The sequence below is a fragment of the Streptomyces sp. NPDC002076 genome (genome assembly GCF_053593835.1).
In genome coordinates, this window is sequence record NZ_JBSFDI010000013.1 from 77,918 (window position 1) to 99,700 (window position 21,783).

General features: G+C 72.4%; 22 protein-coding genes, 1 other RNA gene and 2 pseudogenes. 11 read left to right on the forward strand and 14 right to left on the reverse strand.

All coding sequences use genetic code 11. The features are described from left to right. The first annotated feature begins 68 nt into the window (after window positions 1-68). Window positions 69-1,082 (forward strand): Gfo/Idh/MocA family protein, encoded by a 1,014-nt coding sequence (locus tag ACWCQS_RS26385; protein WP_451006914.1) that lies wholly within the window; start codon window positions 69-71, stop codon window positions 1,080-1,082. Window positions 1,083-1,179: 97 nt separating this feature from the next. Continuing rightward, window positions 1,180-1,938, forward strand: coding sequence for an SDR family oxidoreductase (locus tag ACWCQS_RS26390; RefSeq protein WP_451006744.1), 759 nt, complete (start codon window positions 1,180-1,182; stop codon window positions 1,936-1,938). Window positions 1,939-2,158: 220 nt separating this feature from the next. Here the strand turns inward: ACWCQS_RS26390 and ACWCQS_RS26395 are convergent, their stop codons facing one another. Then, window positions 2,159-3,388 (reverse strand): D-alanyl-D-alanine carboxypeptidase family protein, encoded by a 1,230-nt coding sequence (locus tag ACWCQS_RS26395; RefSeq protein ID WP_451006745.1) that lies wholly within the window; start codon window positions 3,386-3,388, stop codon window positions 2,159-2,161. Between the two features lie 211 nt (window positions 3,389-3,599). Here ACWCQS_RS26395 and ACWCQS_RS26400 point away from each other — a divergent pair. Then, window positions 3,600-4,345, forward strand: a pseudogene (locus tag ACWCQS_RS26400) (hypothetical protein). Window positions 4,346-4,366: 21 nt separating this feature from the next. On the opposite strand, the gene ACWCQS_RS26405 reads toward ACWCQS_RS26400, so the two are convergent. Together ACWCQS_RS26405 and ACWCQS_RS26410 are read right to left on the reverse strand one after the other, a co-directional pair. Next, a complete protein-coding gene (locus tag ACWCQS_RS26405; protein WP_451006746.1) occupies window positions 4,367-5,386 on the reverse strand; it encodes an aldo/keto reductase in 1,020 nt (339 codons plus the stop codon). Window positions 5,387-5,439: 53 nt separating this feature from the next. Then, a complete protein-coding gene (locus tag ACWCQS_RS26410; RefSeq protein WP_450980869.1) occupies window positions 5,440-5,766 on the reverse strand; it encodes a nuclear transport factor 2 family protein in 327 nt (108 codons plus the stop codon). Window positions 5,767-5,897: 131 nt separating this feature from the next. Between ACWCQS_RS26410 and ACWCQS_RS26415 the strand changes: the two genes are divergently transcribed. Both ACWCQS_RS26415 and ACWCQS_RS26420 read left to right on the forward strand, forming a co-directional pair. Then, window positions 5,898-6,443 (forward strand): DoxX family protein, encoded by a 546-nt coding sequence (locus ACWCQS_RS26415; protein WP_451006747.1) that lies wholly within the window; start codon window positions 5,898-5,900, stop codon window positions 6,441-6,443. Between the two features lie 99 nt (window positions 6,444-6,542). After that, entirely contained in the window at window positions 6,543-6,896 is a 354-nt protein-coding gene (locus ACWCQS_RS26420) for a MazG-like family protein (RefSeq protein ID WP_451006748.1), read from the forward strand. Between the two features lie 46 nt (window positions 6,897-6,942). On the opposite strand, the gene rnpB is transcribed toward ACWCQS_RS26420, so the two are convergent. The 5 genes and pseudogenes from rnpB to ACWCQS_RS26445 all read right to left on the reverse strand — a co-directional run bounded on the left by rnpB (window position 6,943) and on the right by ACWCQS_RS26445 (window position 10,713). Next, window positions 6,943-7,345, reverse strand: an RNA gene (rnpB, locus tag ACWCQS_RS26425) — RNase P RNA component class A. A gap of 118 nt (window positions 7,346-7,463) precedes the next feature. Beyond that, window positions 7,464-8,243: pseudogene (locus tag ACWCQS_RS26430) on the reverse strand (DMT family transporter); the annotation flags it as partial. Window positions 8,244-8,265: 22 nt separating this feature from the next. Then, window positions 8,266-9,087, reverse strand: coding sequence for an AraC family transcriptional regulator (locus ACWCQS_RS26435; protein WP_450980882.1), 822 nt, complete (start codon window positions 9,085-9,087; stop codon window positions 8,266-8,268). Next, window positions 9,084-9,254 carry a TetR-like C-terminal domain-containing protein gene (locus ACWCQS_RS26440; protein WP_451006749.1) on the reverse strand — a complete coding sequence of 57 codons (171 nt, stop codon included), beginning with the start codon at window positions 9,252-9,254 and terminating at the stop codon, window positions 9,084-9,086. Before ACWCQS_RS26440 ends, ACWCQS_RS26435 begins: the two co-directional genes overlap by 4 nt. A gap of 22 nt (window positions 9,255-9,276) precedes the next feature. Further along, window positions 9,277-10,713 carry an RNB domain-containing ribonuclease gene (locus ACWCQS_RS26445; RefSeq protein ID WP_451006750.1) on the reverse strand — a complete coding sequence of 479 codons (1,437 nt, stop codon included), beginning with the start codon at window positions 10,711-10,713 and terminating at the stop codon, window positions 9,277-9,279. Window positions 10,714-10,787: 74 nt separating this feature from the next. Here ACWCQS_RS26445 and yaaA point away from each other — a divergent pair, with 74 nt between their 5' ends. Together yaaA and eda are read left to right on the forward strand one after the other, a co-directional pair. Beyond that, the gene (gene yaaA / locus ACWCQS_RS26450) at window positions 10,788-11,570 is read left to right on the forward strand and encodes a peroxide stress protein YaaA (protein WP_451006915.1); all 783 of its coding nucleotides are present in this window, start codon (window positions 10,788-10,790) and stop codon (window positions 11,568-11,570) included. Between the two features lie 69 nt (window positions 11,571-11,639). Further along, entirely contained in the window at window positions 11,640-12,311 is a 672-nt protein-coding gene (gene eda, locus ACWCQS_RS26455) for a bifunctional 4-hydroxy-2-oxoglutarate aldolase/2-dehydro-3-deoxy-phosphogluconate aldolase (protein ID WP_451006751.1), read from the forward strand. Here eda and ACWCQS_RS26460 read toward each other — a convergent pair. Genes ACWCQS_RS26460 through ACWCQS_RS26470 form a run of 3 tightly spaced genes read right to left on the reverse strand, consistent with a single transcriptional unit; the run spans window position 12,283 to window position 15,077 of the window. Beyond that, window positions 12,283-13,458: a bifunctional RNase H/acid phosphatase gene (locus ACWCQS_RS26460; protein WP_451006752.1), complete on the reverse strand. Its 1,176-nt coding sequence runs from the start codon at window positions 13,456-13,458 to the stop codon at window positions 12,283-12,285. The genes eda and ACWCQS_RS26460 overlap by 29 nt on opposite strands. A gap of 22 nt (window positions 13,459-13,480) precedes the next feature. Next, window positions 13,481-14,224 carry a zinc ribbon domain-containing protein gene (locus ACWCQS_RS26465; protein ID WP_451006916.1) on the reverse strand — a complete coding sequence of 248 codons (744 nt, stop codon included), beginning with the start codon at window positions 14,222-14,224 and terminating at the stop codon, window positions 13,481-13,483. 13 nt (window positions 14,225-14,237) lie between these two features. Beyond that, window positions 14,238-15,077 (reverse strand): Nif3-like dinuclear metal center hexameric protein, encoded by an 840-nt coding sequence (locus ACWCQS_RS26470; RefSeq protein ID WP_451006753.1) that lies wholly within the window; start codon window positions 15,075-15,077, stop codon window positions 14,238-14,240. Between the two features lie 187 nt (window positions 15,078-15,264). Between ACWCQS_RS26470 and ACWCQS_RS26475 the strand changes: the two genes are divergently transcribed. Then, window positions 15,265-16,581 (forward strand): hypothetical protein, encoded by a 1,317-nt coding sequence (locus ACWCQS_RS26475; RefSeq protein ID WP_451006754.1) that lies wholly within the window; start codon window positions 15,265-15,267, stop codon window positions 16,579-16,581. Window positions 16,582-16,677: 96 nt separating this feature from the next. Next, the gene (locus ACWCQS_RS26480) at window positions 16,678-16,836 is read left to right on the forward strand and encodes a hypothetical protein (RefSeq protein WP_450980888.1); all 159 of its coding nucleotides are present in this window, start codon (window positions 16,678-16,680) and stop codon (window positions 16,834-16,836) included. Between the two features lie 75 nt (window positions 16,837-16,911). Here the strand turns inward: ACWCQS_RS26480 and ACWCQS_RS26485 are convergent, their stop codons facing one another. Genes ACWCQS_RS26485 through ACWCQS_RS26495 form a run of 3 tightly spaced genes read right to left on the reverse strand, consistent with a single transcriptional unit; the run spans window position 16,912 to window position 19,857 of the window. Then, a complete protein-coding gene (locus ACWCQS_RS26485; protein ID WP_451006755.1) occupies window positions 16,912-17,865 on the reverse strand; it encodes a 3-oxoacyl-ACP reductase in 954 nt (317 codons plus the stop codon). Window positions 17,866-17,879: 14 nt separating this feature from the next. After that, on the reverse strand, window positions 17,880-18,956 hold the full coding sequence (locus tag ACWCQS_RS26490) for a Zn-dependent alcohol dehydrogenase (RefSeq protein ID WP_451006756.1): 1,077 nt from the start codon (window positions 18,954-18,956) through the stop codon (window positions 17,880-17,882). A 25-nt stretch (window positions 18,957-18,981) separates the two neighbouring features. Then, window positions 18,982-19,857, reverse strand: a complete 876-nt coding sequence (locus ACWCQS_RS26495; protein WP_450980891.1) for a MaoC/PaaZ C-terminal domain-containing protein — start codon at window positions 19,855-19,857, stop codon at window positions 18,982-18,984. Between the two features lie 256 nt (window positions 19,858-20,113). On the opposite strand from ACWCQS_RS26495, the gene ACWCQS_RS26500 reads away from it, so the two are divergent. Together ACWCQS_RS26500 and ACWCQS_RS26505 are read left to right on the forward strand one after the other, a co-directional pair. Next, a complete protein-coding gene (locus ACWCQS_RS26500; RefSeq protein ID WP_451006757.1) occupies window positions 20,114-21,052 on the forward strand; it encodes an ABC transporter ATP-binding protein in 939 nt (312 codons plus the stop codon). Then, window positions 21,052-21,768, forward strand: coding sequence for an ABC transporter permease (locus ACWCQS_RS26505; RefSeq protein WP_451006758.1), 717 nt, complete (start codon window positions 21,052-21,054; stop codon window positions 21,766-21,768). The genes ACWCQS_RS26500 and ACWCQS_RS26505 overlap by 1 nt, the downstream gene beginning before the upstream one ends. Window positions 21,769-21,783: the final 15 nt, after the last annotated feature.

The window sequence follows — 21,783 nt, forward strand, 5'->3', positions numbered from 1 at the left end:
GAGCGACCGGCACCTATGCTCTCAGCTCGTACACACTGCCGGGGCACACATGACCGATGGGTGGGGCGATGGTGGAGCGGAAGGTGCGCTGGGGGATCCTGGCGACGGGCGGGATCGCGGCGGCGTTCGCGGCGGACCTGGTGGATCTGGCGGATGCGGAGATCGCGGCGGTGGCCTCGCGGCGCCGGGAGTCGGCGGAGGCGTTCGCGGAGCGGTTCGGGGCGGCGCGGGCGTACGGCGACTGGGAGTCGCTGGCGGCGGACCCGGACATCGATGTCGTGTACGTCGCCACTCCGCACTCGGCGCACCGCGCGGCGGCCGGGCTGTGCCTGGAGGCGGGCCGCAACGTGCTGTGCGAGAAGCCGTTCACGCTGAACCTGCGCGAGACGGAGGAACTCGTCGCGCTGGCGCGGGAGCACGACCGCTTCCTGATGGAGGCGATGTGGATGTACTGCAACCCGCTGGTCCGGCGGCTGAAGGCGCTGGTGGACGACGGGGCGATCGGTGAGGTCCGCACGGTGCAGGCCGACTTCGGTCTCGCCGGTCCCTTCCCGCCGGCGCACCGGCTGCGGGATCCGGCGCTGGGCGGCGGGGCACTGCTGGACCTGGGTGTGTACCCGGTGTCGTTCGCACAGTTGCTGCTCGGTGAGCCGGACGCGGTCGCGGGCAGCGCGCTGCTCTCGCCGGAGGGCGTCGACCTGCAGACGGGCGCGGTGCTGTCCTGGGAGAGCGGGGCGATGGCCGCGCTGCACTGCTCGATCGTCGGCGGTACGGGCGGCACGGCGTCGGTGACCGGTTCACGCGGCCGGATCGATGTGCCGTCCGGCTTCTTCCACCCGGAGCGGTTCGTGCTGCGCCGCGACGGCCGCGATCCGGAGGAGTTCGCCGCCGACCCGGCCGACGGCCCGCGCACCACCCTGCGGCACGAGGCGATCGAGGTCATGCGGGCGCTGCGGGCGGGCGAGAAGGCGTCGCCGCTGGTGCCGCTGGAGGGTTCGCTGGCGGTGATGCGGACGCTGGACGCGGTGCGGGAGCGGATCGGTGTGCGGTATCCGGGAGACGCGGTAGCGGTGACGATGTGAACCGGTATCCCGGAACGGCGGTGGCCGTCGCCGCCGGATAACCGTATGGCGGACATGGCATTCCGCATGACGGACCTGCCACCTACGCTGCGGTGCCATGACCGACAGGCAATCGAAGATCGCGGTGGTGACCGGCGCCGGCTCCGGCATCGGGCGGGCCGTCGCCCTGGAACTGCTGGGGGCCGGCTGGTCGGTGGCGCTGGCCGGCCGGCGCACCGAGACGCTGGAGGCGACGGCGGCACTGGTGCCGCAGGGCGCCTCCCTCGCCGTACGCACCGACGTGTCGCGGCCCGAGGATGTGGACGCGCTGTTCGCGGCGACGGTGGACCGGTTCGGCCGGGTGGACCTGCTGTTCAACAACGCGGGGACGTTCGGGCCGGGCGGGGTGCCGGTCGAGGAGCTGTCGTACGACGCCTGGCGGCGCGTGGTGGACACCAATCTCAACGGGGCGTTCCTGTGCGCCCAGGCGGCCTACCGGCGGATGAAGGAGCAGGAGCCGCAGGGCGGCCGGATCATCAACAACGGCTCCATCTCGGCCCACACGCCCCGCCCGCTCTCGGTGGCCTACACCGCGACCAAGCACGCCCTGACCGGCCTCACCAAGTCGCTGTCGCTGGACGGGCGGCCGTACCGCATCGCCGTCGGACAGATCGACATCGGCAACGCGGCGACCGACATGACGGCCCGGATGCAGATCGGTGCATTGCAGGCGAACGGCGAGGTGGTCCCGGAGCCGGTGATGGACGTGGCCGACGTGGCTCGGACCGTGCGGCACATGGCCGAGCTGCCGCTGGAGGCGAACGTGCAGTTCGCGACGGTGCTGGCGACGGCGATGCCGTACATCGGGCGGGGTTGACCCCATTACCACAACCGGAATTCGAACATCCGCGGTATTGCGGCCCGTCGGGCCTATATGCTCAACTTTCCTTCACGAGAACTTCACAGTTGAAGTACGACGGTTCCGCAGCCACCACCGAGGGGGGAGGCGGCGGCCGTTCCACCCGACCGGAGTTGGGGGTGGACCTCGCCACGGGACGCGAGGTGCACGCCGGTCGGTGGAACGGCCGCCGCACCGTTCAGCGCCGGTGCCGGCCGCCGGGCTCCGCGCCCCCCTCGGCCTCCTCGGCCTCCTCTGACCTCTGCGCTGCCTCGGCCATCGCCGCCGCCGCGACCGCCCTGCGCCGCCGCTTGACCACCAGCGCCCCCGCCGCCGCCAGCAGTAGCGCCGTACCTCCCGCGCCCTCCACCAGCCGGCCGGTGGAGGGGCCACCGGAGCCCGAGTCCGGCGCGCCGGCCGCCTCCTGCGCCGCCTTCCCCGAGGGCTCCGGGCTCACCTTCGCCCCGCCCTCGCTGAGCGGATCGACCAGCGTGCCCACCGCCCGCGCCGAACGCCCGTGACCGAAGCCCCAGTCGAGCAGCGCGGCGGTCTGCTCGTAGACGGCGTTGCTGCCGGTGGCCGGATGCATCACGGTGACCAGCAGGGTGCGTCCGCCCCGGGTGGCCGCGCCGGTGAAGGTGTTGCCGGCATGGCTGGTGTAGCCGTTCTTGACGCCGATCAGGCCGTCGTACGTCTTCAGGCCCCACGCCCCGGTCAGCAGACGGTCGGTGTTCTGGATCTGGAAGGTCTTCTTGCCGCCCGCCGGGAAGTCGGCGGTCCGCGTGCCGCAGTAGCCGCGGAAGTCGGCGTCCTTCAGGCCGTGGCGGGCGAACAGCGTGAGGTCGTACGCCGAGGAGATCTGACCCGGGTGGTCGAAGCCGTCGGGGCTGACCACATGGGTGTCCAGGGCCTGCAGGTCCGCGGCCTTCGCCTGCATCTCGGCGACGGTCCTGGCGATGCCGCCGTTCATGTGGGCGAGCACGTGCACGGCGTCGTTGCCGGAGCGCAGGAACACGCCCTGCCACAACTGCTCGACGGTGTAGGTGATGCCGGGCTTGATGCCGACCAGGCTGGAGCCGAACGGGACGTCGGCGACATCGGAGTCCTTGACGGTGTACCGCTGGGTGCGGTCGAACTTCTTCAGCACGGTGTCCGCGAACAGCATCTTCAGCGTGGACGCGGGCGGGAGCCGCCGGTGCGCGTTGAACGAGGCGAGCACCTCGCCGCTCGCGCAGTCGGCGATCAGCCAGGAGCGGGCGGTGAGCTTCTGCGGCAGCCCGGAGGCACCGCGCACCTGGACGCCGGTACGGGCCAGTTGCTCGCCGCCGATCACCGTCGCGGCGGACGCGGGGGTGGTCGCGGACAGGGGGAGGGCGGCGGCCGTCAGTCCGAGGACGGCACGTCGGCTGAGCCGGGAACATTCGCGCACCCGGGGACGGTACACCGCGCCCAGCAGCGGATTCCGCACCGCGGGCCCGTCATCGCCGTGGAATTTGCCACCTTATGAAAATCCGATGAGTTACCCGGTTTTCTCAGCCCTTGCACACCTTTTGCCCAGGGCGGCTCAAAGGTTCCTCCCTGGTTTGTGGCAGCGCCCACAGCGGGCGCCAAGAACCTTCGAGGAACGGGAGGTTTGGCATCTGTCTCAAGCGCGAGCTGAGCCGCCGCAAGAAGGCCGCTCCGGTCATCGCGATGGGTCTGGCGCTCGGTATCGCGCTGGTCATCACCGTCAACTCGGTGTCGGCCGGCATGACGCAGGCACAGGACAAGGTCCTGAAATCGCTGTACGGCCTCGGCACCGACATGACCGTCACCAAGGCCCGGTCGGCGCCGGCGGCGGCAGCTCGCAGGGGCCGAGGTTCCAGGTCGACGCGAAGTCGAGCAGCAGGACCAGCCAGGGCTCGGACCGGGTGATGACACAGGGGGGTCAGGCCCCGAAGTCCTCGCTGGTCCAGCAGGTCGCCGCGCAGAAGGGGGTGGCCTCGGCGGTGGGCGCCCTGTCCCTGAACGTCGCCCGGGCGGCGGAGGCCCTGCGCTCGGTCGGCCTCGGCGAACGCCTGGCTCACGTCCTCTCGGAGATGTCCGGCGGCCGGCAGCCGGGGGTGCCCCCAGGCCCTTGAGGCACTGGGGGAGCGTCGCGATCGCCCGCGCCCTGGTGAAGAGGCCCGCGGTGCTGCTCGCCGACGAACCCACCGGCAACCTCGACGAGGGCACCCGCGACGACATCATGGCCCTGCTGGAGGGCCTGTGGCGGGAGCACGGCCTGACCTTCGTCATGGTCACCCACGACTCCTCCATCGCCCGCCGCGCCCCGCGCCCGGCCACGATCAAGGCGGGGCAGATCACGCTGACCGAGCAGCCGCAGTACAGCGGCTACGGCTACTGAGACCAGCTGGGGCGGGGTCGCTCACCTGCCGAGGATCCGGTCGATCTCGGCCAGTTGCCCGGCGGTGAGCGGCCCCTTCCCGATCGCCCCGGCGTTCGCCTCGGCCTGTGCGACCGAACGGAAGCCGGGGATGGGCACGGTGCGCGGACTGCGGGCCCAGATCCAGGCCAGGGCGCCCTGGGCGAGGGTGCGGCCGCCGCTGGTGAGGACGTCCCGCAGGGCGTCGATCCGGGTCAGCCAGTCCTCGTCGGCCCCGGAGCCGTCACCGTCGTACCCCTGCATCCAGGCCGGCGGCCGGCTCCGGATGTCCCCGGCCTCCAGCGATCCGCTCCGCCTCCCGGCGAGCAACCCCATGGCCAGCGGACTGCGGTTGATGCTCGCGAGCCCCATCCGCTCGCACAGTTCGAGGAGTTGTGGCGCGTCCTGGAGGACATTGAGGGTGTGCTGTACGGCCGTGCAGTTGGGCCCCTCGGCGAAGACGGCGGCGCGGTCGGGGTCGTCGGTGCTCCAGGCGTAGCCGCGGATGAGACCTTCCTCGACCAACTCCTCGCACAGGTCCCGGAGTTCGGCGCCCCGCACCGGATCGGCGTCGGACAGATGGAACTGGTACAGATCGATGTGGTCGGTGCCGAGGCGGCGCAGGGAGGCGGTGAGGGCGCGCCGGGCGTACTCCGCGGTGTCGTCGCTGCCGGTGAGGGTGCGGGTGTCCGGGTCGAAGACGTTGCCCCACTTGGTGGCGAGCACGACGTCGTCGCGCCGCTTGCCGAGGGCACGCCCGAGGACTTCCTCGCTGTGCCCGGTGCCGTAGACGTCGGCGGTGTCGAAGAAGGTGACACCGAGATCGAGCGCACGGCGTACCGCCCGCACGGACTCCTCGTCGTCCACCTTCCCCCAGCCGAGCGGCTGTCCGTCGGCGGACTGCCACTCCCCGCCGATGGCCCAGCAGCCGAAGCCGAGCGGGCTGACGTCGATACATCCCCCACTCTCGGCTTCGCTCGAGCGGGGGTACCCCCATCGTCCCAAGGTCCTTGTGGTCTCCATGCCTGAGGACGCTAGGAGTTGGAGCGCACGCGAAGACAAGCCCCGGGGAGCTTTTACGCCTGCCCGGTCTCGAACCGCGAGATCCGCCCGTCGTCCTCCACGGTGAAGATCCACTTGGTGCGCATCTCGCCCCAGGTGTCGTTGCGGTAGCGGGCGATGAGGGCGCGGCCGCCGGAGGACTCGTTGTCGACCTCCATGTGGCCGTGGGAGGAGAAGATCTCCTGGTCGATCCACTCGGCGAGGTCACGGTCCGAGCCGTCGTCGGCCATGGTGGCGCCGGGGGCGAGCAGCGCCATGAAGCCTTCTCTGTCGTGCGAGTTGACGGCGTGCACGAAGGCCCGGACGGCCGGATCGCTGAGCTTGGCTGGCTGAATCGTCATGGCGCCAGAGTCACACCGCCGCCCCGGCCCCGCCACCCGAACGCCATCCACAGCGGGCCGACGGGTGTCGGACCTGCGACGGTGGACACACGAGCCTCTGCGCCTCTCCGCTTCTCCGCTTGGGAGTCACCGTGAGCTGTTTCGACCGACGTGATCTGGGCCTGCTGCTGCTCCGGCTGGGGACCGGCGGGGTGCTGGCCGCGCACGGCGCGCAGAAGCTGTTCGGCTGGTTCGGGGGGCACGGCCTGGAGGGCACCGGCCAGTTCATGGAGTCCGTCGGCTATGCGCCCGGCAAGGCGAGCGCCATGGCGGCGGGCCTCGCGGAAGCCGGCGGCGGCACCCTCCTCGCCGTGGGCCTCGCGACCCCGGCGGCGGGCGCGGCGGCGGCCGGCGCGATGGCCGGGGCGGCGATGGTCCACATGCCCAACGGCTTCTTCGCCCAGGAGGGCGGCTACGAGCACGCCGCGAGCCTGGGCCTGGCGGCGGCCGGCCTCGCGGTGACGGGCCCCGGCCGCCTCTCCCTCGACCACGCCCTGGGCCATGTCTTCGACCGGGGCTGGATGGTGCCGGTGGCCCTCGGCGTCACGGCGGCGGCGACGGCGGTGGTGATCGGGGCACGCAACCAGCGGGTACGGGCGAAGGCGGAGGGGGAGCAGGAGGTGCTGTTCGAGGAGTAGCCGTACGGCGCGGTGACTCGAATGGGTGGCCGGTACGGCGCGGTGCCGGGACAGGGCGGCCGGTACGGCGCAGGGCCGGGGCATGGGAAGCTGCCCGGCATGACCGATCAGGACACCACCGGCACCGCCGCCGCCCTCTGGCCGACGATCGACGAACTCTGGTCCCGCCTGGAGGCCACCCGCACCCACCCGGGCACCGAGGGCCTCCTCCTGCGCGTCCTGAAACTCTCGGAGGAGGTCGGCGAGGTGGCCGAGGCGATCATCGGCACGACCGGCCAGAACCCCCGCAAGGGCATCACCCACACCTGGGAGGACGTCCAGGCGGAACTGTGCGACGTGGTGATCACGGCGCTGGTGGCCCTGCGCACACTGACGCCTCAGGCGCGGGAGGTGTTCGAGGGGCATCTGGCGAGGGTGAGTGCGCGTCCCCTTCGGCCCGGCGAATCGGCGTGATCCGCCGTGCCGACACGCTGGCACGACCCAAGGGAACTCGGACAGGCAGACGAGTCGGGCTGTACGCCGGGTTCTGTTCCCCGGGGTCCTCGCGGTCCCCGGGGCGACGGCCATCCATCTAGGGCCGGTGTTGCCACCGGCCTCGTGCGGTCTACCCGCGGACTCGGGCGGGCAGCCCTCGAGTGTCCGCGCAGAAACACCGGAGTGTTTCCTTTTGACCTTGCTCCGGGTGGGGTTTACCTAGCTGCCCAGGTCACCCTGGGCACTGGTGGTCTCTTACACCACCGTTTCACCCTTACCAGGGGCCGGAGCCCCGGGCGGTCTGCTTTCTGTGGCACTGTCCCGCGGGTCACCCCGGGTGGCCGTTAGCCACCACCCTGCCCTGTGGAGCCCGGACGTTCCTCGGGAAGCCCCCTAGGGGGACTCCACGCGGCCGTCCGCCCGGCTCGTCTGCCGTGTCGACCATGGTACCGGGCGCCGGGAGCGGCGCGGACCCGCAGCCGCCGTCGCCAGGACCGAGCCCGTCAGGATCAGGGCGAAGGCCATCAGGACCGTCGCGGTCAGGCGTTCGTGCAGGAAGATCGCGCCCGCCGCCACCGCCACCGCCGGGTTGACGTACGTGATCACCGTCGCCCGCGTCGGGCCCGCCTCCTTGATCAGTTCCAGGAACGCCACGAACGCCACCGCCGTGCAGAGCACGCCCAGGCCCGCCAGTGCCGCGAGGACGGAGGAGGAGGGGACGGAGGACGGGCGCGTCGCGATCGCCACCGGGGCGTAGACCACCGCCGCCAGGCTCAGGCAGGCCGATGTCAGGTGGAGCGACGGGACGTCCTTCATCCGGCGCGCGGCTATCAGCGGGGCCGTCGCGTAGCCGACGACCGTCACCAGGACCTCCACCAGGGAGCGGGCGTCGCCGCCGGTCAGGTGGGGCAGGGTCAGCACCGTCACGCCTGCCAGGCCGAGGGCGAGGCCCGTCAGGCGGCGGGCGCCCAGGTGCTCGGTGTCGCCGAGGAGCCGGACCGCGATCACGCCCACGATCGGCACCCCGGCGATCAGCAGGCCCGATGTCGAGCTGGACAGGTGCCGTTCGGCGTCGGTGAGGGTGAACCAGGGGATCATGATCTCCAGGCACGCGAAGGCCAGCATGGGGCGCCAGTGGGTGCGTACGGTCGCGAGCAGGCCGCCTTGGCGTACGGCGAACGGGAGCAGGAGGGCCGCGCCGAGCGCACAGCGTGTGAACACCAGCACCGGCGGGGACACCTCGGCCACCGCCACCTTGATCATGAGATAGGGGATGCCCCAGATCACTCCCATGAGGGAGAACAGGAACCAGCCGCGTGCAGTCATACGCCGAGTTTCGGCCGGCCCCTCACCTGGCGTCTTGAACGCTGTTGCGGTACGCCGCCGGTGTCACCCCGAGCACCCGGCGGAACCAGCGGGTCAGGTGCGCCTGGTCGGCGAAGCCCACCAGTCCCGCCACCTCCGCCGGGCGCAGGCCCGCCTCCAGCAACCCCCGTGCCCGGTGCACCCGGTACTGGGCCAGCCAGGCGTACGGCGGTATGCCCATCGTCGTACGGAAGGCCCTCAGGAGCTGGTAGCGGGACAGGCCCAGCTCGGCGGCCAGGCCGGCCAGCGATGGTGGCGCGGTGAGTTCGTCGGCGAGCCGGTCGCGGACCGTCAGGGCGATCGCGCCCGCGCCGGGGATCTCGTCGGACAGGGACCTGGCGGTGGAGTGGCGACGGGCCAGGGCCGTCAGCAGCCAGGGCAGGCGGGATTCGGCCTCCAGCGGGTCGGGGCAGGCGCTGAGTTCGGTGTGGGCGAGGCGGAGGGCCGTGGCCAGTTCGGGGTCGTCGAGGAGTGGTTCGCGGAAGTGCGGGAGGCCGCCGAGGGTGCCGTCGGCCAACAGGGACGGCTCGGCGTACAGGGCCCGGTAGGCGTAGCCGTCGGTGGCGTTGCCGGGGCCGCCGGTGTGCATCTCGCCGGGGTCGAGGACGACGATCGTGCCGGGGCCGGTGCGGATGTGGCCGCCCCGGTAGTCGATCACCTCGGAGCCGCCCACGCAGACGCCGATCGTGTACTCGTCGTGGGCGTGCGGGGCGTAGGTGTGCCGTCGGAAGTTCGCGGTCAGAAGGTCCAGCGGCGGGCCGCACCGGCCCAGTCTCGCCCTGGTCCACCGTGCCTGTTCCGTCATGCGGCACCACCCCTTCCCCCGCGGTGCAACGCTTTCAGGCCCCGCTTCCATGCCGCGTCCAGGTCGGCGTCCGCGGGAAGCCGGCCGTGGATCTCCAGGATGACCATGCCGTGGGCGAAGGCCCAGAGGGCGCGGGCCGCGTCGATGTCCCCGCCGCACACGCGCATCAGCGGCAGCGCCGCCCGGCGCTCAAACGGGCGTGAACAGGATCTTCGCCGTCCCCGGTTCGGCCCGGCTGAGCCGGACCCTCAGGCGTTCGCCGAGCGGCAGCCGGTCGCCCTCGATACGGCCGATGACCGCCGGGGAGTCCACCTGGACCGTGCCGACGGTCGGCCGTTGTTCGTCGACGTCCACCACACAGCCGTCGAAGACGTCCCCGACCCGGTCCTTGAGCAGGGCCGCCTCCACGATGTCCACGCACTCGCGCTCGACCGTGCCGGCGATCCGGGAGCCGTCGGCCATCCGCCGGGGCAGCGCGTCGAGCGCGGCGAGCACCCAGTCGGGCGGGGGCTGACCGGCGACCGCCGCGAGGCAGAGCTCCGTCGCGTAGCGGTCGGCGAGGCGGCGCAGCGGGGCGGTGCAGTGGGTGTAGGGGGCGGCGACGGCGGCGTGGGTCGTGATCGCGGGGAGGACGCCGTCCCGGAACACCGTGTAGCCGGAGCCGCGCAGCAGGGTCGTGCACTCCTGGAGGAAGGCCGCGTGGCGGGTGTTGTGCGGGTCCAGGGTGCGGATCAGCGCGGCGTACGACACATGGTGCGGCCAGTCGATGTGCAGCGCGGTCGCGGTACGGCGCAGGCGGGCCACGGCGCCGTCGGGAGCGGCGGGCAGGGTGCGCAGGATGCCGGTGCCCTGCGCGAGCATCAGGTCGGCGGCGGCCATCCCGGTGAGCAGGGAGAGCTGGGCGTTCCAGCCGTCGGCGGGCAGCGGGGCCCGGTAGCCGAGGACATAGGTGTGGTCCTGCTCGGTGATCTCCTGCTCGGGCACGTTCAGGGAGATGCCGCCGCGCTCCGTCTCCTGTCGCTCCCGGGCCTCGCCGATCTCCTTGAGCAGCGCGACCGGTTCCTCGGCGGTCCTGGCGTCGATCTCCTTCTGCACGCGCGCGTAGTCGAGTTTGGCGCGGCTGCGGACCAGTGCGCGGCGCACGTCGACGGAGAGGGTCCGGCCCTCCGCGTCCAGGTCGATGGTCCACAGCGCGGCGGGGCGGACCTGGTCCGGCAGCAGGCTGGCCGCGCCCTCGCTGAGCACGGTCGGGTGCAGCGGGATCTTCCCGTCGGGAAAGTACAGGGTGTTCACCCGGCGGTGCGCCTCCGTGTCCAGCGCTCCACCGGGTACGACGAAGGCGGCGACGTCGGCGATGGCGTACCGGACCCGGTAGCCGGTGCCCTGCCGGGCGAGGTGGGTGGCCTGGTCGAGGTCGGTGGAGGCCGGGGGATCCAGCGTGAAGAAGGGGATGTCCGTGGCGTCGTACGACGGCAGGGCGGGCGGCGTCTTAGCGGCGCGCTCGGCCTCTTCCTGGACCTGGGGCGGGAAGGCGTCCGGGATGCCGAGTTCGGCGCGCAGGGCGGCCAGGGCGGCCCGCAACGGCGCCTCGGGGGCACCGGTCACGCGGATCTTGCGGCAGGGCATACAGCGAGCGTAGGTCGGGGGCGCCGGGGCGGCACGCCGTACCCTGTCGCGGAGGTCTACGTAAGGAGTACGTGTTGCTGGTCCTGCTGCCGCCCTCGGAAGGCAAGGCGAACTCGGGCGAGGGCGCCCCGCTGGAGCTTTCCTCGCTGTCCCTGCCGGGGCTGACCGCCGCACGGCAGGCAGCGCTCACCGAGCTGGTCGAGCTGTGCACCGGTGACGAGGAGAAGGCGCGCGAGGTGCTCGGGCTGAGCGAGGGGCTGCGCGGCGAGATCGCGAAGAACGCCGGCCTGCCGACGGCCGGCGCCCGCCCCGCCGGGGAGATCTACACCGGCGTGCTCTACGACGCCCTCGGCCTGGCCACGCTGGACGCGGCGGCGCGCAGGCGCGCGGCGGACTCGCTGCTGGTGTTCTCCGGGCTGTGGGGCGCGGTGCGGGTCACTGACCCGATCCCCTCCTACCGCTGCTCGATGGGCGTGAAGCTGCCGGGGCTCGGCGCGCTGGCCGGGCACTGGCGGGCGCCGATGGCCGAGGTGGTGCCCGAGGCGGCCGGGGACGGGCTGGTGCTGGATCTGCGTTCCTCCGCGTACTCGGCGGCCTGGAAGCCGAAGGGCGAGCTCGCGGGGCGCACGGCGACCGTAAGGGTGCTGCACGCGCCGACCCGGAAGGTGGTCAGCCACTTCAACAAGGCGACCAAGGGCCGGATGGTACGGAGCCTGCTGACGGCCGGCGCCGCACCGAAGGACCCCGCCGAGCTGGTCGGGGTGCTGCGGGGGCTGGGGTACGTCGTGGAGGCGGAGGCGCCGGGCAGGGCGGGCAAGGCGTGGTCGCTGGACGTCCTGGTGGAGGAGATCCACTAAGACCTCCACATCATTGCAGCATGCGCAACGCTCATTGCGTGTGGTGCACCTGCTGGGCACGATGAGGGCATGACCTCACCGCTGCCCTCCTCTTCGGCTGCCTCCGTGCTGGATCTCGCCCCCGTCGTGCCCGTGGTGGTCGTCTCCGACGCCGCCGACGCCGTACCGCTGGCGCGGGCTCTGGTGGCGGGCGGGCTGCCGGCGATCGAGGTGACGCTGCGGACACCGGTGGCGCTGGACGCGATCCGCGCGATCGCCGCCGAGGTGCCTTCGGCGGTGGTCGGCGCGGGCACGGTGATCACGCCGGAGCAGGTGAGCGCGGGTACGGCGGCGGGGGCGCGGTTTCTGGTCAGCCCCGGGTGGACGGACGTACTCCTGGCGGCGATGCGCGGGTCCGGGGTGCCGTTCCTGCCCGGGGTGTCGACCACCTCGGAGGTCGTGGCGCTGCTGGAGCGCGGGGTGCGGGAGATGAAGTTCTTCCCGGCTCAGGCGGCGGGCGGTGCGGCGTATCTGCGGTCGCTGGCCGGGCCGTTGCCGCAAGCGCGTTTCTGCCCCACGGGTGGGATCGGGCCGGCGAACGCGCTTGAGTATCTCTCCCTGCCCAACGTCGGCTGTGTGGGCGGCAGCTGGATGGTCCCGGCGGACGCGGTGGCCGCCGGGGACTGGGCGCGGATCGAGGAGCTGGCGCGGGGCGCGGCGGGGCTCGCCGGACTCAGGGACGCAGGTGGGACGTGTCGTTGAAGAGCCGTACGCTCGCGTTGCCGTCCGCGTAGTACGCCACCGCCGACAGGGAGGCCGCCGACAGTTCCATCCGGAACACGGACTCGGGCGGGGCGCCGAGGGCGAGGCGGACGAAGGTCTTGATCGGGGTCACATGGCTGACCAGCAGGACCGTGCGGCCGGCGTGGGCGGCGACCAGCTTGTCGCGGGTCGCGGCGATCCGGGTGGCCGTCTCGGCGAAGCTCTCACCGCCGCCGGTGGGGTGGGCCTCCGGGTCGGCCAGCCAGGCGTTGAGGTCGTCGGGGTAGCGGTCGCGGACCTCGCCGAAGGTGAGGCCTTCCCAGGCGCCGAAGTCCGTTTCGCGCAGGCCGTCTTCGATCGTCACCTCCAGACCGAGGCGGGTGGCGACGACGGCCGCGGTCTCGCGGGTGCGGGTCAGGGGGGAGGCAATGACGGCCTGGACGGTGCCGCGCCGGGCGAGTGCCTCGGCCGTGCGGTGGGCCTGTTCGCGGCCGGCGGCGGAGAGGGAGGGGTCGGTGCCGCCGCTGCCGGAGAAGCGCTTCTGGGGGGTGAGGGGGGTTTCGCCGTGGCGGAGCAGCACGAAAGTCGCCGGTGCGCCGAGGTCGGGGGCGCTGCCCCAACCCGGTGTCGAGACGTGCTGCTCGTCGGGGGCGGTCGGGCGCTGCTCGCTGGGAGCTGCCGCGGCGCCCGACGCGGTCTTCAGCGCTGCCGTCGACTCCGAGGGCGACCACTGTTCGCCCCTCGACCCCGCGTCCATCGCCTCGTTCGCCAAGCGGTCCGCGTGCTTGTTCTGCTCGCGGGGGATCCACTCGTACGTGACCTGCTCCGGAGGGAAGATCGACCTCGCCTCCGTCGCCAAGGGCTTCATGTCGGGGTGCTTGATCTTCCAGCGTCCCGACATCTGCTCGATGACGAGCTTGGAGTCCATGCGGACGTGCACCATCGCGGCCGGATCGAGGGCGTGGACGGCGCGCAGACCGGCCACCAGGCCCCGGTACTCGGCGACGTTGTTGGTGGCGACGCCGATGTACTCGGCCACCTCCGTCAGCGGCTCACCCGTGGTCGCCTCACGGACCACCGTGCCGTAACCGGCGGGCCCGGGGTTGCCCCGTGACCCGCCGTCCGCCTCGACGATGAACTCCCGCACGCCTGAAGCCCCTTACCGACTCTTACAGACCCGACTCGGCCGTACGCACCAGGATGCGGCGGCAGTTCTCGCAGCGCACCACGGTGTCCGGGGCCGCCGAACGGATCTCGTTCAGCTCGGTGATCGCCAGCTCCTGGCGGCAGCCCTGGCAGGTGCGGGCGTACAGCTTGGCGGCGCCGATGCCGCCCTGCTGCTCGCGCAGCTTGTCGTAGAGCTTGAGCAGGTCCGCGGGGATGCTGCCCGCGACGACCTCGCGCTCCTTCGTCACCGTCGCCGTCTCGCCGTCGATCTCCTCGAACGCGGCGTCCCGGCGGCCGCTCGCGTCGTCGATCTTCGACTGCACCGACGCGACCCGCTCGGTCAGCTCGGTCACCCGCTCCTGCGCAGCCTCGCGGCGCTCCATGACCTCCAGGACCACGTCCTCCAGATCGCCCTGGCGCTTGGCGAGGGAGGCGATCTCGTGCTGGAGGTTGGACAGGTCCTTGGGCGAGGTGACCGCGCCGGAGTCCAGGCGCTGCTGGTCGCGGGCGGCACGCTGGCGCACCTGGTCCACGTCCTGCTCGGCCTTGGCCTGCTCGCGGGCGGTGTCGCTCTCCTCGGTCTGCGCGGCGACGAGCAGGTCGCGCAGCTGGGTGAGGTCCTTGTTCAGCGAGTCGATCTCGGCGTGCTCGGGCAGCGACCTCCGCTTGTGCGCGAGCTGCTGCAGGCGGACGTCGAGATCCTGGACGTCGAGGAGTCGGATCTGGTCGGCGGGCGCGGCGTTCAGTTGGGGGCTCCTGTTAGTTAGACGTGGTGGTGGACGCCGCGTGGGCGGTCCAGGGGTCGGTGACCGTCTTGGAGACGTGGACGCGAAGGTCCCAGCCGTGGCGGTCGGAGATCTCGTCGAGCTGGCTCGCGGCCAGCTCGCACCAGGGCCATTCGGTGGCCCAGTGCGCCGCGTCGAGCAGCGCGAGGGGGCTGTGGGCCACGGCCTCGGAGGCCGGGTGGTGACGCAGGTCGGCGGTGAGGAACGCGTCCACCCCGGCGGCGCGCACCTCCTCGAAGAGGCTGTCGCCGGAGCCGCCGCTGACGGCGACCGTGCGGACGACGGCCTCGGGCTCGCCGGCCACCCGGATGCCCTGGGCGGTGGCGGGCAGCCGCTCGGCGGCGCGCGCGGCCAGCTCGCGCAGGGTCAGCGGGTGGTCCAGCTCGCACACGCGGCCGAGACCGCGGCGGCCCTCGGGGTCGGTGGGGTCCGGCACCAGCGGTCGTACGACACGAAGGTCCAGCGCGCCCGCGAGGGCGTCCGAGACTCCCGGATCCGCCGTGTCGGCGTTGGTGTGGGCGACGTGCAGCGCGATGTCGTTCTTGATCAGTGTGTGCACGACACGGCCCTTGAAGTGGTTCGCCGCGACCGTGGTCGTCCCCCGCAGATAGAGCGGGTGGTGGGTGACCAGCAGGTCGGCGCCGAGCTTCACCGCCTCGTCGACGATCTCCTGCACGGGGTCGACGGCGAACAGGACCCGGGTGACCTCCTGGTCGGGATCGCCCACGACCGTGCCGACCGCGTCCCAGGACTCGGCCCGCTCGGCGGGCCACAGGTTCTCCAGTGCGGCGATGACTTCAGACAGACGGGGCACGAAGGCAAGGCTACCTGGCTGGTCCGGGCGGCCGTACCGCATCCGTCCGGTCTGGCCCGGCTCAGCACAAAGGCCCCGCTTTCCTCAGGTGAATCGCTTCTGCACCACCCGTATGTGTGAAGCCGGACCTGGCTGTCCCACGTCTGTGCGTGCGAAAACTAGCTTCGTGACCGGAGGTGACCGAACGATGACGGCCTGTGCGATCGAACCCCCGGCCACGGGCGGGGCCGACGGGGTACCGGGGACGGCGTTCGCCGTGACGGCGGACGGCGCGTACGCGGCCCGGCTCGCGCCGGCCGGCGACTGCTGGTTCCCGGAGCGCTGGACGCTGGACGGCCCGGAGCCGTACGCGGTGCCGCTGCCCGGCAACCAGCCCGAGGAGCCCGGCACCGAGGTGCAGCCCCTGTCCGACGGCCGGGTGCTGATCCACCGGCTGGTCGAGCACCGGCACGCCTTCTCGCTGCTGTACCCGACCGGCCCGGGCACGGGTGAGCTGCCGCTGGGCGCGGTGGAGTGCCCCGAGCCCGGCACCCGGCTCACGCTGCTGCCGCCCGCCCCTGGGGGCGTGCGGGCGTACGCCCTCGCGGTCGGGCCGCGGTCGAGTGTGGTGTGGCTGGTGGCGGGCGGGGCGTTCGGGCCCGAGGGGGTCGCCGAGGTGCCGGGACGCTGCTCGGGCGGGGTGTGGCTGGACCGCGCCGGGCGGATGCTGGCGCTGGACCGGGATCTCGGCGGCGGGCCGGTCAAGACGGTCGTGGTGGACCTGGAGCGCGCCGAGGTCTCGCCGCTGCTGCAGATCGCGGCCGACAGCGACGACCGGCTGCTGCTCGCCGACCCCGACAGCGGGCTGCTGCTCCTCTCCTCGGACGCGCCCTCGCCGGGGCAGGAACGATGGGGCTGGGGCGTGCTCGGCAGCACGCTGCCGGTGCGCTTCCCGGAGAGCCTCAGGGTGCCGGACTGCACGGTGACGCCGTTCGCGATCCAGCCCGGGCAGGCGCTGATGCCGGAGAACTGCGCGGTGGCGCTGCGCGTCGACGGGCCGTTCGGCAACAGCTGGGTCGGCATCTGGCAGCCGACGGGGCGGCGGCTGAGCCATGTCCCGGCGCCCGAGGGGTGGCTGACCGGGGCCGGGCTCTGGACACGGGACGGGGTGCTGCGGCTGCCGTACGCCACGGAGGAGACTCCGTGCGGCGTGGCGGAGTTGACGGTGCCCCGGGGGGAGACGGCCGCGGGGAGCGGTACTGCCGCGGCGCGGGGGGAGGCGGGCCCGGAGGGTCCGGTCCGGGACGGCACGGCTGCGGGGGCGCCCTGGGCGCCGCCGCAGCCGACGGAACCGGACCCTCCGGGACCTGCGCACCCGCAGGCTTCGCAGCCTGCGGGTCAGGGCGCTTCGGAGCCTGTGGGACCGGAGATTCAGGAGTGTGTGGAACCGGGGATTCCGGAGCCCGTGGCGGCCCGTCCGGTGCCGTTGCAGGAGGCGCCTCTGGGACGTCTTGTAACGAACTAGTGCCGGTTGGCGTGTGCGCCTGGATTCGGCCCGTGGTGCGCCGGTTACACTCGCCCGGCTGTACGAAAGATCATGTTGACGGGGTGAATACTTCCGATGAGCGACACCAGCACGACGGACCAGCTGTCTGCCGACTCTCTGGAGGCTGCCGGCCACGGCCGGCACCGGGGCCCGGTCGCGGCCCAGGAGAGCGAGTCGGCTCCGCACGGCCGGCACCGCAAGCCGGCCCAGCAGACCGCGGAGGCGGCTGCCTGACGGTGGCAACGAGAAAGAGGGGGCGTCCGACGGGCGCCCCCTCTTTCTCGTCCGGAAGTCCGCTCGGCGGTCCCCTCAGCCCCGTCCGAGCCCCAGCACCTCCGCCGCCGCGAAGGTCTCCCCCGGCGGCCGGTCCGCGTAGTGCGGGGTGAGGAGCGCGTCGAGTTCGTCGTAGCTGAACGTCTCCTGCTTGCTGTCGAACTTCGCCTGCACCCGGGGCCGTTCGACGATCGCGACCATGCCGCCGTGCACGACGAGCAGCTGTCCGTTGATCCCGGCGGCGGCCGGCGAGGCCAGGTAGCCGACGAGCGGGGCGACATGCTCGGGGGCCAGCGGGTCCAGGCCCTCGGCGGGCCGCTCGAACCCGGCGAAGACGTCCTCGGTCATCCGGGTCCGGGCGCGCGGGCAGATGGCGTTGGCCGTGACGCCGTACTTGGCGAGGGCGAGGGCGGTGGAGGTGGTCAGGCCGACGATCCCGCCCTTCGCGGCCGCGTAGTTGGGCTGCCCGGCGGAGCCGGCGAGGAACGCCTCCGAGGAGGTGTTCACGATCCGCCCGTAGACCTTCTCACCTCCGGCGGCCTTGGACCGCTCCCGCCAGTGCCGGGCGGCGAAGTGGGTGGTGTTGAAGTGCCCCTTGAGGTGGACACGGATCACCGAGTCCCACTCGTCCTCGGTCATGGTGAAGACCATGCGGTCGCGCAGGATGCCCGCGTTGTTGACGAGGATGTCCAGCTTGCCGAACTCGCCGATCGCCAACCGCACGAGCTCCTGGGCCTGTTGGAAGTCGGCGACGTCCCCGGTGTGGGCGACCGCCCGGCCGCCTTGTGCGCGTATCTCGGCGGCGACCTGTTCGGCCGGCCCCGCCGAAGCCTCCCCCGAGCCGTCCCGTCCGGGCCGCCCGTAGTCGTTGACGACGACGGCGGCGCCGAGCCGGGCGAGTTCCAGCGCCTCGGCCCGCCCGAGCCCGCGTCCGGCGCCGGTGACGACGGCGGACAGCCCCTGCAACGGCCCCTCGGATGGCAGTGCCATAGCGGCCCCCGTCCTCAGATCTCGATGCAGGTACGCAGGGCCGTCCCCGTGCGCATCTGGTCCAGCGCCTCGTTGATCCCGGCCAGTTGGACCCGGTGGGTGATCAGGCCCGCCAGGTCGACGCGGCCGGCCCGCCACAGGGCGATCGTGCGCTCGTAGGAGCGCAGCACGTCGCCGCCGCCGTACATGGACGGCAGGATGCGCTTCTCGTCGAAGAACAGCTCGAACATGTTCAGCCGCAGGAAGTCGTCCATGGCACCGGCGCCGACCACGACGAGGGTGCCGCCGCGCCGGGTGTTCTCGTAGGCGGTGCGGGCGGTGCCCGACCTGCCGACGACCTCGAAGACGTAGTCGAAGCCCTCACCGCCGGTGACCTGTTGCTTGGCGTCGGCCAGCTCCTCCGGCGCAACCGCCTTGGTGGCGCCGAACCTGAGCGCGGACTCGCGCCGGGAGGCGACCGGGTCCACGGCGACTATCTCGGCGGCGCCCTTCAGCCGCGCGCCCTGCACCGCCGAGATTCCGACGCCTCCGCACCCGATGACGGCCACCGACGAACCGGCCGCCACATCGGCGGTGTTGAGGGCGGCGCCGAGACCGGTGGTGACCCCGCAGCCGATCAGCGCCGCGATGTCGAAGGGCACGTCGTCCGGGATCGGCACCGCACACCCGGCGTCGACCACGACCTCCTCGGCGAAGGTGCCGGTACCGGCGAAGCCGAAGACGTCACCGCCGGAGCGCCTGAAGTTGGGGGTCCCCGCGTTCATGAACCCGGCCAGGCACAGCTCGGTCTGCCCGCGCCTGCAGGCCGGACACGCACCGCAGGCGGGCAGCCAGCAGATGACGACCCGGTCGCCTGGCTTCAAGTGCCGCACCCCGTCTCCCACTTCGAGGATCTCGCCCGCGCCCTCGTGCCCCGGCACGAACGGTGCGGGCTGCGGCAGCACCCCGTTCATCGCGGACAGGTCCGAGTGGCACAGCCCGGTCGCCCGCACCCGGACCCTGACCTTGCCGGGGCCGAAGCCCACCGCCTCGACGTCGTCGAGGACCTCCAGCTTTTCCTGGCCGATCTCGTGCAGTACGGCTGCGCGCATGGTGCGGCTCCCCTCGATACTGGTTTCAGGAGTGCTCTACGACGGTGTCCGCGAGGACCGGCGCGTCATCCCGCTCGACAGCGCTCACGGCCACCCGCACGCTCCCCTCCTGCCGCCACATGCGGATGCGCAGGGTCTCCCCCGGGTACACGACGCCCGCGAACCGGGTGGTGTACGACCGCACCCGGCTCACATCCCCGCCGAGCAGCGTGTCCACGACCGCCTTGAGCGTGATGCCGTAGGTGCACAGCCCGTGCAGGATCGGCTTGTCGAAGCCGGCGAGCTTGGCGAACTCGGGGTCGGCGTGCAGCGGGTTCCAGTCGCCGGACAGGCGGTAGAGGAGGGCCTGGTCCTCGCGGATCGGGCGCTCGACGGTCCGGTCCGGCTCGCCGACGGGGGGTTCGAGCCGCGTGGACGGACCCCGGTCGCCACCCCACCCGCCCTCGCCCCGTACGAAGATCTGGGCGTCATTCGTCCACAGCGGCCCGTCGGCGTCGGCGACCTCGGTGCGCAGGACCAGGACGGCGGCCTTGCCCTTGTCGTAGACGGCGGCGAGCCGGTTGGTCGCACTCGCCCTGCCCTCGGCCGGGATGGGGCGGTGGATCTCCAGCGTCTGTCCGCCGTGCAGGACCTTGGAAAGCTCGACCTCCACGCCGGGCATGGACAGCCCGCTGATCACGCCGGGTGCGCCGGAGCCCGCGACGGTGGCGAAGCTCGGCAGGACGTGCAGCCGGGACTCCAGGGTGTAGCGCAGCTCGTCGGGGTCGGTGGCGGGGGCGTTCTTGTCGGGGTCGGCTCCCGCGCCGATGCCGAGGTGGTAGAGCTGGACGTCCTTGGTGGTCCAGGAGATCTCGCCGGTCCGGGGTTCGGCCGCGAGGGCTCGGCTTGCGTCGATGGGCATACGGCTCCTGACACTGGCGGTTCAAGACCCCGGCGCGGACGTCCGCACCGTCGGCCGCACCGAGGTCGCTACGGGCCGATCTAGAACGCGTTCCAGTCCGGCGCCCTCTGTATAGCCCAGCGCTCCACGGTTGTGAAGGGCTCCTGACGATGTGTCAGCTCCGGGAATGGCTCGGCGGGACAGTGACATTTGTACTGCCCGAGTCCGTACAAGCGCCTCTGCCGGGGCGGGGCAGCGATTCCCTAGCGTCGTAGGCATGACACAGACGGAGAACACCGCCGTGTCCTTCACGGGGGCGGTCAAGACGTACGGCGCGGTGCGCGCCGTGGACGAGGTGGACCTGCGGATCGGGCGCGGGGAGACCGTGGCCCTGCTGGGCCGCAACGGTGCAGGCAAGTCGACCACGATCGGGCTGCTGCTCGGGCTGTACGAGCCCGACGCAGGCGCCGTGGAACTGTTCGGCGCGGCGCCCGAGCGGTCGGTGCGCGCGGGGCGGGTGGGCGCGATGCTCCAGGACGCCCGGCCGGTGCCCCGGGTCACCGTGGGCGAGCTGGTCACCTTCCTGGCCTCCCGCTATCCCGCGCCCATGCCGGTGTCGCGGGCCCTGGAGCTGGCCGGGATCGCGGACCTGGCCGGGCGCCGGGTGGACCGGCTGTCCGGCGGGCAGGTCCAGCGGGTGCGGTTCGCTCTCGCGCTGGCCGGGAACCCGGCGCTGCTGGTCCTGGACGAGCCGACGGCGGCACTGGACGTGGAGGCCCGGCACGCCTTCTGGGCCTCCATGCGGACCTACGCCCGCCGCGGCCACACCGTCCTGTTCTCCACCCACTACCTCCAGGAGGCGGACGCCCACGCCGACCGGATCGTGGTCATCGACCGGGGCCGGATCATCGCCGACGGCACGGGCGAGGAGCTGCGGCGCGCGGCGGGCGGCAACCTGGTCGCCGTGGACCTGTCGGGGCGGGACCCGGAGTCCCTCGGCCTGCTGCCCGGGGTCCGCTCGGTGGAGGTGCAGGGCGAGAGGGCACGCCTGCGCACGGACGACTCGGACGCGACGGTGATCGCGCTGGCGGAGCTGGGGGCGATCAGGAACCTGGAGGTGTCTCCGGCTTCGCTGGACGACGCTTTCCTGGCCATCACGGCCGGGGGAAACACCCTGGGCAGCCCCCGCCCCTCTCACGCCCCGGAGACAGTCTGATGCTCGCCTACGTACGACTCGAAACCCGCCGCACCCTCCGGGACACCGGCTTCGTCATCGGCGGCATCGCCATGCCCGTGATGATGTATCTCCTGTTCACCAACCTCGGCGAGAACGACGGGAGTTGGAAGACGGCAGCCATGGTCGGCATGGCAGCCTACGGCGCCGTGGGCTCCGCGCTGAACACCGGAGGTGCCGTCGCCGAGGACCGCGCGACCGGCTGGCTGCGACAGCTCCGCGTGACCCCCATGACCCCGCGCGAGGTGGTGATCGGTCGGGCCCTGACCGGCGTGGTGACCGTACTGCCCTCGATCGTCGCGGTGCTGGCGGCGGGCGGAGTGTTCAACGGCGTACGGCTGCCGGCCGGCCAGTGGGTGGCGATCACGCTGCTGCTGTGGCTCGGTTCGATCCCGTTCACCCTGCTCGGCCTCGGCAACGGCTACCGGCTGACCGGGCCGAGCACCGGGGTGGTGAACATGGTGTGCAATCTGGGGCTCGCGGTGCTCGGCGGCCTGTGGTTCCCGATCAGTCTGTTCCCCGGCTGGCTGCGGGCCGTATCGGCGTACACCCCGACCCATCGGTTCGCCCAGTTGGGCACCGCCGTATCCGAGGGGCATGCACCGGACACCGGTGCGATCATCGTGCTGACCGCTTGGCTCTTTCTGTTCGGTTCGTACGCTGTGCTGTCGTACCGCCGTCGGGCGGGGACCATCTGACCGGGGGAAACATCA